Origin of the sequence: Paenibacillus sp. FSL F4-0087 (assembly GCF_038020215.1) — a bacterium.
GTDB lineage: Bacteria > Bacillota > Bacilli > Paenibacillales > Paenibacillaceae > Paenibacillus > Paenibacillus taichungensis.
Window position 1 is genome coordinate 5,961,972 of record NZ_JBBODJ010000001.1, and the last position, 13,743, is coordinate 5,975,714.

Annotated in this window: 12 protein-coding genes; 10 read left to right on the forward strand and 2 right to left on the reverse strand. The window is 42.9% G+C overall.

Going from position 1 to position 13,743, the window contains the following annotated elements:
• Positions 1-103: 103 nt before the first annotated feature.
• The 4 genes from MHB84_RS27200 to MHB84_RS27215 all read left to right on the forward strand — a co-directional run bounded on the left by MHB84_RS27200 (position 104) and on the right by MHB84_RS27215 (position 6,710).
• Positions 104-1,396, forward strand: coding sequence for an SGNH/GDSL hydrolase family protein (locus tag MHB84_RS27200; RefSeq protein WP_076288840.1), 1,293 nt, complete (start codon positions 104-106; stop codon positions 1,394-1,396).
• A gap of 61 nt (positions 1,397-1,457) precedes the next feature.
• Positions 1,458-2,225 (forward strand): alpha/beta hydrolase, encoded by a 768-nt coding sequence (locus MHB84_RS27205; protein ID WP_076288839.1) that lies wholly within the window; start codon positions 1,458-1,460, stop codon positions 2,223-2,225.
• Between the two features lie 117 nt (positions 2,226-2,342).
• On the forward strand, positions 2,343-3,887 hold the full coding sequence (locus tag MHB84_RS27210) for a carboxylesterase/lipase family protein (RefSeq protein WP_076288838.1): 1,545 nt from the start codon (positions 2,343-2,345) through the stop codon (positions 3,885-3,887).
• 891 nt (positions 3,888-4,778) lie between these two features.
• Positions 4,779-6,710: a fructose-1,6-bisphosphatase gene (locus MHB84_RS27215; protein ID WP_076288837.1), complete on the forward strand. Its 1,932-nt coding sequence runs from the start codon at positions 4,779-4,781 to the stop codon at positions 6,708-6,710.
• A gap of 189 nt (positions 6,711-6,899) precedes the next feature.
• Here the strand turns inward: MHB84_RS27215 and MHB84_RS27220 are convergent, their stop codons facing one another.
• Positions 6,900-7,823, reverse strand: coding sequence for a helix-turn-helix transcriptional regulator (locus MHB84_RS27220; RefSeq protein ID WP_076288836.1), 924 nt, complete (start codon positions 7,821-7,823; stop codon positions 6,900-6,902).
• Between the two features lie 111 nt (positions 7,824-7,934).
• Here MHB84_RS27220 and MHB84_RS27225 point away from each other — a divergent pair, with 111 nt between their 5' ends.
• Positions 7,935-8,516, forward strand: a complete 582-nt coding sequence (locus tag MHB84_RS27225) for an LOG family protein (RefSeq protein ID WP_076288835.1) — start codon at positions 7,935-7,937, stop codon at positions 8,514-8,516.
• 400 nt (positions 8,517-8,916) lie between these two features.
• Here MHB84_RS27225 and MHB84_RS27230 read toward each other — a convergent pair whose 3' ends face one another.
• Complete coding sequence (locus MHB84_RS27230) at positions 8,917-9,405, reverse strand: MerR family transcriptional regulator (RefSeq protein WP_076288834.1); 489 nt, start codon at positions 9,403-9,405, stop codon at positions 8,917-8,919.
• A gap of 224 nt (positions 9,406-9,629) precedes the next feature.
• Between MHB84_RS27230 and MHB84_RS27235 the strand changes: the two genes are divergently transcribed.
• The 5 genes from MHB84_RS27235 to MHB84_RS27255 all read left to right on the forward strand — a co-directional run bounded on the left by MHB84_RS27235 (position 9,630) and on the right by MHB84_RS27255 (position 13,576).
• The gene (locus MHB84_RS27235; RefSeq protein ID WP_076288833.1) at positions 9,630-10,763 is read left to right on the forward strand and encodes an NADH-dependent flavin oxidoreductase; all 1,134 of its coding nucleotides are present in this window, start codon (positions 9,630-9,632) and stop codon (positions 10,761-10,763) included.
• 349 nt (positions 10,764-11,112) lie between these two features.
• Positions 11,113-11,433, forward strand: a complete 321-nt coding sequence (locus MHB84_RS27240; protein ID WP_076288832.1) for a PadR family transcriptional regulator — start codon at positions 11,113-11,115, stop codon at positions 11,431-11,433.
• A 74-nt stretch (positions 11,434-11,507) separates the two neighbouring features.
• Positions 11,508-11,849 carry a DUF1048 domain-containing protein gene (locus MHB84_RS27245; RefSeq protein WP_076288831.1) on the forward strand — a complete coding sequence of 114 codons (342 nt, stop codon included), beginning with the start codon at positions 11,508-11,510 and terminating at the stop codon, positions 11,847-11,849.
• A 215-nt stretch (positions 11,850-12,064) separates the two neighbouring features.
• Entirely contained in the window at positions 12,065-12,826 is a 762-nt protein-coding gene (locus tag MHB84_RS27250; protein WP_076288830.1) for an ABC transporter ATP-binding protein, read from the forward strand.
• Complete coding sequence (locus MHB84_RS27255; RefSeq protein ID WP_076288829.1) at positions 12,827-13,576, forward strand: ABC transporter permease; 750 nt, start codon at positions 12,827-12,829, stop codon at positions 13,574-13,576.
• Positions 13,577-13,743: the final 167 nt, after the last annotated feature.

Below are 13,743 nucleotides of genomic sequence, written 5' to 3' on the forward strand. Positions count from 1 at the left end.
ATTTGAGAAAATCCTATACTTTATCCGGTTACTGTGAAATTAGGTAAGCGGTATACTCGGAAAGAAGGAGCATTCTGATAAAAAAGAATGGTGGTGATGTAGCATGCTTGGCGATGCAGGAGATGTGGAAGAAGAAGATAAACACCAGGGTATGTCTGCACCGCGCGATCCCGTGGGAGTGGCTGAATCGACTTACGAGACTGAGTTTGATTACAACTCCCCAGGATATATCGAGATGATTGGCCGATCTCTTTTAAACAAGGGAAACAATGTCAGATTAAAACGAGCGATTGAGAAAGCTCAGCAAGGTGAACCTGTCGTTATGGCTTACATCGGAGGTTCTGTTACCCATGGGGCTGGTGCTATACCGATTCATCTTCGAAGTTACGCTTATCGCTCGTACGAGCGGTTCAAGGCGATGTTCGCCCCTTCAGACGGTAGTTCCATACATTTTGTCAAATCGGGTGTAGGAGGAACACCTTCTGAACTTGGTGTTGTACGTTATGAACGGGATGTACTCCGAGATGGTACGATTCAGCCAGATATCGTCATCATCGAATTTGCGGTAAACGACGCTGACGATGAGACCAGAGGAAACTGTTACGAGAGCTTAGTTTTGAAAGCGATTTCTGCAGATAACAAGCCAGCGGTCATCCTGCTATTCAGTGTTTTTGAGAACGACTGGAATCTACAGGACCGCCTGGCTCCGGTAGGCTGGCATTACGATTTGCCCATGGTGAGCATGAAGGATGCTCTGGTTGAGCAATTTCGCAAGACAAAGGACGAGGGTAATATCGTATCCAAAGAACAATATTTTCATGATATTTATCATCCGACCAACTTGGGACATCGAATTATGGCCGATGCACTGGGTCACCTGTTTGGTGCAGTGAACCGTTCCGAACTGGATCAGGAAGACCATGATCTGAGTAGATCACCTCTGATCGGAGATGATTTCGTCAATGTTACGTTACTGGATCGGAAGAACGCAGAGCTGCTCGCCCGAATTGACACAGGTTGCTTCCGTCAAACGGATACTGATCTGCAGATGGCCGAGCTGGACGATCATAATTATACTACGCCGCTCTTCCCGAATAATTGGATGTACGCCCGCGGAGAAATGGAAGAAGCCAAGAGCTTCAGGCTGCATTTGCGGTGCAGACGTCTAATTTTGATCTTCAAAGACTCCGGGAGCGAGGAGTTCGGAACAGCCCATATTAAAGTAAATGGCATCCTCACCAAACAAGCCGATCCGCATGAAGTGAACTGGACACGCTGTCATGCCATGCTCCTGATTAATGAGAAGCACGTCAGAGAACACATGGTCGAGATTGAAATGGCAGAAGCTCATAAGGATAAACGGTTCACAATTCTTGGATTTGGCTATGTCGGTTAACGAACGATGGCTATAAATTCAGCTAAAAAGCTTAATACAATTAGTGAAGGGAGTACTGTACATGATATCTTCAGCACCGGCTGGATTTGACAAATACCGCCAAAATATACTATGCGGAGCAAGTGAGATGATAGAATATGACTCCACAACCGTCGGAAATTCACGTAAAGCAATGGTGTATACGCCACCAGGATTTTCTTCCGAACTAACCTATCCTGTGCTTTATTTGCTACATGGAATCGGTGGGGATGAGATGGAATGGCATCATCTTGGTGCTCCGCAGATTATTCTCGACAATCTATACAACGACAACCTGCTTGAACCGATGATTGTGGTTTTTCCCAATGGTCGTGCGATGCCTAATGATCGAGCCGAGGGAGACCTTTTTGATCCAGAGAAAATAAATGCTTTTGAACGGTTTGAAGCAGACCTGATTCATGACCTTATCCCTTATATAGAGTCCAATTATCCAACGGGCATCACTCGGGAAAACAGAGCCATAGCTGGCTTGTCCATGGGGGGAGGCCAGTCCTTAAACATCGGGCTAACTAATCTCCAACAATTTGCTTGGGTCGGTGCCTTTTCCCCTGCTCCGAATACCAAAGCTCCGGAAGTACTCATACCTAACCCTACGGAAGCCTCTTCGCTTTTGTCGCTGTTGTGGATTTCCTGCGGTGATCAGGACAATCTTATCCAAATTAGTGTCAGCGTACAGCAATATTTGGAGCAGCAGGCAGTGCCACACATCTGGTATGAGGAGAGCGGGGGACATGAATGGCCTGTGTGGAAAAACGATCTGTATCTGTTTTCGAAACGTCTTTTCAAATAATCGAATCCAGCCGATAACCAGACCCAGGGAAAAGAGTATCTCATACGTTCAAAACCAAGTTTATGAATATATCAGGATGTTTTCCACGAGCTCATATATAGAAGGGGATGTTAAACAATGCTTCGAACTGTAAAAGTTGAAAATGGATTGGTTCAGGGACTGCCGGCAGCCGACCCACGAATCACAAGTTTCAAGGGGATACCGTTTGCCGCGCCACCAGTGGGCGAGAACAGGTGGCGTGCACCACAGCCAGCCAAGGACTGGGCAGGTGTGCTTAAGGTGCACGAATTCGCGCCGATTTCGATGCAGGTGAAGCAGGAGATCGATGATAACAATATCTATACCCGGGAGTGGGCTGTGGAGCCGAATATCGCTATGGACGAGGACTGCCTTTACCTGAACGTATGGACCCCGGCCAAACACACCGATGAGAAACTACCTGTATATGTATGGTATTTTGGCGGGGGACTTCAGGTCGGTCATACGGCTGAAATGGAATTCGATGGCGAACGAATCGCTAGGAGAGGAATCGTGGTCGTCACGATCAATTACCGTCTCAATGTTTTTGGTTTTTTATGCCATCCCGAAATTACAGCGGAAGCACCAGAAGCACCCGCCAACTTCGGTAATCTCGATCAACAGGCAGCCACAAAATGGGTCAAACGCAATATATCAGCTTTCGGTGGAGACCCGGATAATATCACGATCGGCGGCCAGTCCGCAGGCGGCGGCAGCGTCATGACCCAGCTTACTTCTCCTCAGAATGAGGGGCTCTTTCAAAAGGCGATTGTTCAAAGTGGAATCTTTACAGCTCTCTACCCGGGAACTCGCATGCCTGCGCTTCGGAGTCATTTAACTGAAGCCGAACAGGACGGCGTGGAGTTTTTTAAGTATCTCGGCGTATCTTCGCTTGCGGAAGCAAGGCAGATAGGTGCGGTCGAACTACGTGACAAGGCAGTGAAGTACCAGGGATTTTGGGGGACCGTTGTAGATCAGGTATTCAGTGTAGGCAATCCGTTTGATTTATTCCTTCAAAACAAGTGGTGGAAGGTGCCGATTATGATGGGTCACACGTCCTCCGAATTTTTCAGCGTTCCAGATGCCAATACATCCGAAGATCTTAAGAAGCTGGCCACAGACATGTTCGGTGAAGATGCCGATGTATTTCTGGAGCTGTGCTGTAATCAGTCGATCAACATAGAAGAGAGTAAGAAGAAGGCCTCGGTAAGTTCTATTGAATATGCCATTCGCATAGCCGCGCAAGCTAACGCCGGTCTCGGTTCCGATTCCCCGTTGTACTATTACAATTTTGATGCCGAGATCCCAGGATGGGACCATCCGGGTACCTTCCACTCGGTGGATCTCTGGTTTTTCTTTGAAACTCTAGCTAAATGTTGGCGGCCATTTATCGGCAAACATTACGATTTGGCCCGCCAGATGTGCAATTATTGGGCCAACTTCATTCGTACAGGGGATCCAAATGGACAGGATTCAACTGGAGAGGAAATGGCCCAATGGGTACCCTATACCCAAGAGTCACCGTATGGAATGCTTTTTGCAGATCATGCTGAATTCTCTCAAAAACAGCCAAATGAAATGATGAAGTTTCTGGTGAATCAATATTTCATAAAAGACAGGCTTGCATTGAAAACGGAGTCTTAACATAAGATCCATGAATGTGAAGAAATTAAAAAAGACCCCCATGAGGGGTCTTTAAGCTATTAATATTGGTTAGGTTGTCCGCCATCAATGGGTCTATTTGAGAAAAACAGGATCAATCGTACGTGCTTGGCACTGGCGGGATGTTCATCCTCAAATCGGGGCAACGGGGAAGAGGGAGAGGCGCTTCGTTCGGAGACACCGTGTCCATTAATGTGTTCGCTCATCAAAGATTGGATAACAACCTTCTCACGAACAAGTTTACAAAAATGGAAGAGGAGTTCAACCTTATGCGTTAGTCCTGGTAGTGGAACCACATACGAGGCAAAGACCGGCACCACACATACCGGCGCTGTCATTGAAACCATCTATCCAGGGTACAAGTCGCTATTTTGGCGGCTTTTTTTATTTTTCGGTATATATCGGAGCTGGGATTCAAGCAAACCAGATGTGGTAAATGTGAAACACTTATAGGTCGAGTAAAACTTTTATGACACTTCCATTGAATGGCTCTTAATTAATTTAAGTTTTACCGTTTTTCAAAATAACTGAAGAACAGTTGTATCATTCATAATCACTATTATAGTTAGGGATCGAAAGTTTTAAGCAGTCGGATATTACGTGAGTGAGTGAGCTTAAATGAGCAACTCCAAAATACATCCTTTTAATAAAATTTGTTCATATATGAGAAACGGGAGTATGATGGGGAAAGGCAGTGCTGATAATCACTATATAAATAATTTTATTTTTATTGTTAACCATACAGGTAAAGAGTTACCAAAAAACTAATGTTTTTCTTTTTAGCTATTGTTCAAAAGGATTGTCCTTGGAGCGATATCTTCGAGCCTTAATGACCTATACATCACCATACTTCCTTGAAGGGGGACATCTGTTTTGGATGAGCAGTTTCTAGATTTATTGGCCGAGAAATATGATACGGAAGAAAAAATCATAACAGAGATCATCAACCTTGAGGCGATCTCCAATCTCCCGAAGGGAACCGAGCATTTTGTCAGTGATTTGCATGGGGAGTTTCAGGCTTTTCAGCATGTCCTAAGAAACGGTTCGGGTACCGTCAAAGAGAAAATCAAAGAATTATTCCGGGAGGTTTGGACGGATCAAGAAATCAATGATTTTGCGGCGTTGGTTTATTATCCGGAAGAAAAAATACAGCTGGTTATAGGGGAACTGTGCAATAAACAGGCTTTGAACCAGTGGTATAGACAAACGATTGAACAAATGCTTATGCTTATTTCTTATGCCTCTTCGAAGTATACGCGCTCGAAATTGCGTAAAGCTCTGCCGGAGCAGTATGTATATATTGTAGAAGAGCTTCTATACAAGACGGATTCGACCAACAATAAGGATCCTTATTACGAGGAAATATATCGGCAAATTATATCCTTGGGCCAGGCGGACAAGCTCATCATCGGCCTTGCTTATACGACCCAACGCCTGGTGGTTGACCATCTTCATGTGGTTGGAGATATCTATGACCGGGGACCTGACCCCGATAAAATAATGGATACGCTAATCAACTACCATTCTGTAGACATTCAGTGGGGGAACCATGATGTCCTCTGGATCGGTGCTTATGCGGGTTCTCTGGTCTGCCTTGCGAATATTATCCGGATCTGCGCCAGATACGACAATCTGGACATCATTGAAGATGTATACGGAATCAATCTACGCCCATTGCTAAACTTGGCGGAGAAATACTATGAAGACAATTCGCCCTTCAGACCTAAGATACAGGCTGGCCATAACGTATCGGAGCAAGAAATTCTGCAGATCACCAAAATTCACCAAGCCATTGCTATGATCCAGTTTAAACTTGAAATCCCGATTATCAAGAGACGCCCATACTTTAATATGTCTGAAAGACTTTTGCTGGAGCAGATTGATTACGACAAAAATGAAATCAAAATCTGCGGTAAAACGTACCTGCTGGAAAACACCTGTTTCGCAACCGTAAATCCGCAGAAGCCTGAACAATTGCTGGAGGAAGAACGCCTGGTGATGGAAAAGCTGTTGTTCTCCGTTCAGCATTCCGAAAAGATGGCCAGACATATGAATTTTCTCATGAAAAAGGGTAGCCTTTATTTAAAATACAACGGGAATTTGTTAATCCACGGCTGTATTCCTTTGGATGAAGAAGGAAATATGGAAGAAATGAAGATTGAAGGCAAGACATATGCGGGCAGTCAATTGCTTGATGTTTTTGAAGATTATTTGCGTTACGCCTTTGCGCATCCGGAAGAGACAGAAGATCTGGCGACGGATATGGTATGGTACATCTGGACAGGGGAATGTTCCTCGCTCTTTGGAAAGAGAGAAATGACCACTTTTGAACGTTATTTTATCCAAGATAAAGAAGCACATAAGGAGAGAAAGAATCCTTACTACCATTTACGTGAAAATGAAGAGATCTGTCGAAAAATCTTGTTGGAGTTTGATTTGAATCCGGATCATGGACATGTCATTAACGGCCACACGCCAGTCAAAGAAAGTCGTGGAGAGAGCCCTGTTAAAGCAAACGGAAAAATGATCGTGATTGACGGCGGTTTCTCCAAAGCCTATCAATCCACAACGGGCATTGCCGGATATACCTTGTTGTTTAATTCCTTTGGCATGCAGCTCGTCGCTCATCAGAAATTTAATTCAAAAGAAGATGTGTTATGTAACGGAACGGACGTGTTATCTGTAAAAAGATTGGTGGACAAAGAACTGGAGCGGAAGCTGGTGAGGGAAACCAATGTCGGGGAGAAGCTGCTGCAGAAAATCTCAAATTTGAAGGATCTACTAGAATATCGCTACATGAAATGAAACGATTACTAAAAGTACACATCCGGATCAATCGTTTGAGTGCAATCTGACGTAGACGCTCGTATGGGGCAGGGAAGTAATAATACCCTGCCTGTGCGAGCCTTTCTTTTTTCACAGAGCGATTTAACACGAGGCAGGGGATATTGAAGAATGTAATAAAAGTACCGATGGAAGAAATCGATGCGTTTTTTAATTGGAATAAATTTTGTAAATACCCTCAATTCGTTTGGTTAACTCGCTTCTTACATGTTCAGGCTCGAGACATTCGCATTTGTCCCCAAAGCTAAGTAAATGAGTATATCCATGGTCATTTGCAATGAAGGGGAACTTTGCTATCCACTTAACACCTTCATAGAAGCGAATATTGTTCTCTCCACAGTATTCGCTCATATAAGGAATAAGTGATTGGTCAAAAAGCAGAGTTAAATGTATAATTTCTTTCTCCGTTATATCTAAAACCTCGTCTTCGATTTGTCTTTTCCTAAATGTATCATGGTGAGTAACAAGAGAAAAAATGCGGGAAACCTTAAACATTCGGAATCCCCCTTTCTCTGTACAAAATCCTTGCATATACCACACTGAGTTTTTCAATACTAGTCGGCAAGGTTCAATGGTAAGTTCCAAAGGAGTCATACCTTCAAAAGGATCTAGATATTCAAATGTAATTAAGCGGTCCTCTTCAATTGCGGTTCTAATTTGCCCCAATTCAGGTGGTTTGACATGAGTACTTCCGAACCAAGGTGAAGGATCAATTGTTATTAGTTTATCTACCAGTCGATTTTCATCTTCCGAGATCAATGATTTCACTTTAGCAATGGCATTCAGGACTTCATCGCTAGAAACAGTTGAATGGATGCTGTTTAATCCAAGTATTAAAACTAATATCTCCGCTTGCGTAAAGATCTTCTTCTCAAATTTGTAACGCTCCATAATACTGAAGCCACCATTCACACCAGGGGAAGAGGTGATTGGAATTCCGGCTTTGGTAATGGTTTCGATATCTCGAAAGATAGTACGAGGAGTGACCTCAAACATTTTCGCGAATTCAGAGGAACTCACTTTTTTACGTTCTAACAAAAGTAACACTATCGATAAAATCCTTTCAATTTTCACGGAGATCCCCCAAAATTTTTAATCTAATTATGACATAAAGATGTCATAGTTTCACCTGTAATATATAGAAAGTATGAAGCATTTAACAAAAGAAATGGAGAAAATGTATCTATGAAATCAATTGCTGTATTCTGTGGTTCCAAAGAAGGAAAATCTGCAATATACAAAGAAGCTGCAATAGAACTGGGTCATGAACTAGCGAGTCGCGAAATCACCCTGATTTACGGAGGCGCTATTACTGGGCTCATGGGAGAAGTTGCTGATGCAGTGTTGGAAAAAGGGGGCCATGTAATTGGAGTGCTTCCTCATTTTTTACAGACTCGTGAGATTGCGCATAAAGGTTTGACTGAACTTATTATGGTCGATTCTATGCATGAACGTAAAGCCAAAATGGCTGAATTAGCAGATGGCTTTATCTCACTCCCAGGGGGGCCGGGGACATTAGAAGAATATTTTGAAATATTTACTTGGGGCCAGCTTGGTCTGCATCAAAAGCCTTGTGGTTTATTGAATGTTAATCAGTACTTCGATCCCATTGTATCCATGTTTAATGTTATGGACCGAGAACGTTTCATGCAACCGAACGTTCGGGATATGGTCTTAATAGATCAAACTCCGGCAGGGATACTTAATCAATTTTCATTATATACTGCTCCTCCTGTCAGAACGTATCTCACGGAAAAACGTACTTGATTAAATGAGGCTCATCAAACCAACAAACTAGCGTTCACTAAAGAAGAGACAGCAGTGTCCCGATGACGTGTGACTGATCAAAACACTTTCAAGATAATTAAACCTTACTTAGTCAATTACGCTAGCGGGTAACGATAGCTCAATACAACTAAGAAAGCAGCTGACCAATGTGATCGGCTGCTTTTGTTCACTAACGGGCAGCATAGCCTTTGTGTCAATGTACAGTAGTAGCAGTTGTCCATTCAAAGTCGCTATTTTAGCGGCTTTTTTATTTTATCGGTACACTGAAGACAAGTGGCTGGATAAGCCGTTGGAGGATCTGCGCCCTGAAGTTGAGAGGTGTGGAGGGACAATTAAATAAAAATTGACTTCGTGTGCACACGAAGCCCTAGACTATCTTTTAAGGTGAAACATGAGCTTTTGATGCTGATTTGATATGTTCAGGTATATCATATTTTTCTCCGCATTCTGGGTTATTGTTAACTGGGTTCCAGGTATCATTCAATTGACCAGCCAAGACACTTTTATAGTAAGCCTTCTTCTCCTTGATGTGCATTAATTGAAGATTATACTCATTGATCTTCGTTTCAAGTTCTTTTTCTTGCTTTGTAACAAGCTCAGCCCTTTCAGGAATCGTCTCGTCACCTTGCAAACACATCGCAATATAATGTTTAACTTCTGAAATCGGCAAGCCTGAAATACGAAAGGAGTGTACCATTCGCAACCAATCCAGATCATGGTCTGAGAATAAGCGATTGTTATTACTGTCTCTTGAAACGAAAGGAATTAATTGTTGGTCATCATAATAACGGATCGTATGTTTTGTAAGTCCAGTTATTTCAGATACATCTTTTACCGTATATTTTGGTTCATTTAATGTCTGAATCAAAATGTCGCACCTCCATGCTATTGTCTTCGAGTTACTCGAATACTTTATGATGTCATTCTACCAATGTTGTTTGTGCTCATCAACTGGTAATCTGCTTATCATTAATCGGCTATCAACAAGGAGCAGAAGATTGCTTTTTTACTCGGTTGGGAATCGAATATACGCTTTAACTTAAGCCAACAACAATGACTAATGTTTAAAAAAAATTAGAAAGAGGTTAGAAAATGAACACAAATTATAACAACTTGTTTGCATCCTTCACATTTAACAATGGAATTACCCTTAGAAATCGGGTTGTAATGTCACCCATGACTACTTGGGCTAGTAATGACGATTACACGATCTCAGATGGTGAAGTGAAATATTACAGAAGAAGAGTGAAAGGCATAGGTTTAGTTATAACAGGATGTACGCATGTCCAACCTAATGGAATAGGTTTTACAAATGAATTTGCAGCTTATGACGATACATTCATCCCAAGTTTACGAAAATTGGCGAATGCAGCAAAAAGCGGGGGAGCTGCTGCGGTACTACAAATTTTCCACGCAGGTAACAAAGCACTCCCGAATCTTACACCAAATGGAGAAGTGGTTAGTTCCAGTGCTGTAGAGACGGAAGCAACTGGATTTGCTCCTTCCATTTTGCCGAGAGAACTTTCGCACGATGAGATATTGGAAGTGATTCATGCGTTTGGAGAAACAACAAGAAGAGCCATTGAAGCAGGGTTTGATGGAGTTGAAATTCATGGTGCGCACGGATTTTTACTTCAAAACTTCTTCTCTCCTTTCTTCAACAGACGTGAGGATCTATGGGGAGGATCAATGGAGAACCGCCTTCGTTTCCCACTAGCCGTAATTAATAAAATGAAAAACGTCATCGAAAACCATGCTACAAAACCATTTATTTTGGGTTACCGAATCTCTCCTGAGGAACATCAAGAAGGCGGTTTAAGAATGAAGGATACCTATGTATTAATTGACCGACTGATTGAAGCGGGAGTGGATTATATGCATGCTTCACTAGCTGATGCTCTTTATTCAAAGCCAGTGGATAGGCAAGATGAAACAACATATCTGGAATTGATCGTTAACCATGTTAATAGCAGACTTCCGGTTTTGGCTGCGGGTTCTATGGTAACGCCGGAGGATATTGCAAAAGGATTAGAGCAAGGTCTTAATTTAGCTGCGATAGGACACGCCTTAATTACAGATCCAGACTGGGTTGAAAAGGTTCAAGATGGAAAAGAATCCGAAATTCAAACTGCTATAAAGGCTTCCGAAGTTCATGAGCTGGAGCTTCCGGAAAAACTATGGAGTGTGATCCAAGCTTCAGGTCCATGGTTTAATATTGAAGAATAACATTATATCAAAAATAGAGGAGTTTTCTCTTAGAAGATGCTCCTCTTTAAATGTAAGACGTATTTTATTAAGCTGGATAATTATTCCAATAATTAACTTTTCATAATTAGTACGGAAGAACAGGGATGATTATAATTAACTATGGTAACTTGTATTTGAAAAGATGAATAGTGAGGGGGATAAAAAAATTAAAAGTAGTTGACATTCTCTGGTACTCAGTGATACGATGTACAGGTAATGAGTATTACTAAGTAGAATTCGGTTGAGTAATAATTTCCCTCGGTACTATGTTTTACTGAATATAAGTGATACTGATTAGAGGAGGGGCAAATTAGAGGAGGATCTGAACATGGAGAATTTAACTGAAATGCTGAAGGGCTCGCTCGAAGGTTGCGTAATGGAAATTATCAGCCGCCATGAAACCTATGGCTATGAGATTACCCGCCGATTGAACGAGCTAGGTTTTACCGAAGTCGTGGAAGGGACAGTCTACACCATCCTTGTGCGATTAGAAAAGAAAAAACTGGTGAATATCGAGAAGAAACCTTCAGATATGGGGCCGCCCCGCAAATTCTACTCGCTTAATGAGGATGGCCGCCAAGAACTTGAATTGTTTTGGGAAAAATGGGGTTTTGTAACATCAAAAATCAACGTCTTGAAGTCAATCTGACATCATAAGATATTCCGCACCGATAATTTTTGGAGTGTCTTGTTGAGCTTTATAAAAAGGAGGAGAAAAATAATATGATGGAATTATTCAAAAAAATGATTGGTGATAAAAAAGAGTACAAAATGATGATGGCACGTGTTGAAGCACTGCCAGAGGACTATCAGTTCGTATATAAGAAAATTCAAAACTACATGTGGAATTTCGCGACGGGTAATGGGATGGATATGCTTCACATTCAGTATGAGTTAATCGAGTTGTTCGAAGCTGGTGCTGCGGAAGGCAGACAAGTGCTGGAAATAACCGGGGAAGATGTGGCGTCTTTTGCCGACGAACTAGTCGCAAACGCTAAAACTTATGTGGCTAAGTATCGTGAAGATTTGAATCAGAGTATCAAGAACCGTTTGGAAAAAAAATAAATTCAATAGAGTATATTGACTGATTAGCTGGTTACAAATGTAAATTGCTGCCTCGCTATTCAGTTAAATTTTTATCCGGTACTAAGTCATACATGATATCAGTCAGACTGAATAGCGTAAGAAGTAATGTAGTCAATCTAGCTCCGCAAGGTGCTTGACCATAATTTTTGGTTTTTCAAGCATCCTTGCTGCGCATTTTATAAGGAGGAAGAAGCATGAGTGATGCAGCGATATCTGTAAAAGGGTTAAAAAAATCCTTTAATGACAAGGAAGTATTAAAGGGAGTGGATTTTGAAGTGAGGCGTGGCGAAATTTTCGCACTTCTGGGTGCCAATGGAGCCGGCAAGACAACGACAGTCAACATCCTCTCTACACTAATAAAGCCCGATGGCGGGGAAGTAGGGATTTGCGGCTTTGACGTCCAGCGTCAACCGGATCATGTGCGCCAGAACATTAGCTTGACAGGGCAGTTCGCAGCTTTAGATAGCATACTCACCGGACGTGAAAACCTGATGATGATCGCCAAGATACGGGGTGTCTCCAATCCAGCTCAAGTCGTCGACAATCTACTTGCAAGATTCAGCCTGACCGATGCGGCCAACCGTCGGGTAAACAAATATTCCGGCGGGATGAAACGCCGGCTTGACATTGCCATGAGTCTGATCGGGACACCAGCTGTCATTTTTCTCGATGAACCAACGACAGGGCTTGATCCCGAAGCGCGGATTGAAGTCTGGAATACTGTCAAGGAGCTTGCCGGCGGCGGCACGACTATCTTGCTGACAACCCAGTACTTAGAGGAAGCAGAACAACTGGCCGACCGTATCGCTATCCTGCATGGCGGAATAATCATCACTACCGGTACCCTTACTGAACTCAAAGAGATGTTCCCGCCAGCGAAAGTGGAGTACATCAAGAAGCAGCCGACATTGGAGGAAATTTTCCTCGCAATCATCAATAAAAAGGAGGAGATGTAAATGAAAAACATAACAGGGGTGTTACTAGAACGTTTAATGCGAAACATCATGCGTAGTCCGGATACAATTATCACCGTTGCGCTTACGCCGATTATGATGATGCTTCTGTTTGTCTACGTATTTGGGGGCGCCATAGAGACTGGCGCTGACAATTACGTCAATTATTTATTGCCTGGAATCTTGTTGATGGCTATTGCATCCGGCGTCGCTTATACTTCCTTGCGGCTGTTTACGGATGTAAAGAGCGGATTGATGGCACGTTTCATCACCATGCCAATCAAGCGCTCGTCGGTATTGTGGGCTCACGTGTTGACCTCGCTTATTTCTAATACACTTACTGTGGTGATAGTTATCCTTGTCGCGCTCTTGATGGGCTTCCGCTCCAGCGCTAGTATTCTGGATTGGCTCGCGGTAGCTGGGATACTAGCGCTGTTTACGCTGGCCCTGACTTGGCTGGCGGTCATTCCCGGATTGACAGCAGGGTCTATGGAAGGGGCGACAGCCTATTCATATCCGCTGATTTTCCTGCCGTTTATCAGTTCGGCCTTTGTCCCCACTGAAACCATGCCTAAAATTGTCCGTGCGTTCGCTGAGAACCAACCGGTGACTTCAATCGTGAATGCGATTCGTGCCATCTTGTATGAAGGGTCTATTGGTAATGATATCTGGATTGCACTTGCCTGGTGTGTCGGCATCATGTTCATCGCTTTCTTCTTCGCTAGTAAAGCATTTAAACGCCAGTTAGGGTAAGTTGAAGGTTGATACGACCCTGGTCAAGAGTACTTCACAAGTCAGAAGATCCATCAAATCTCATTGACTACTCAAATTTGGGTCATTCTTGATTGAAGGTGAAGCCTCTAATCAGGGTTGTGGGAATAGGTTGTTTTAGGGATCCCAAGAAATCGCTCTTCATAAGA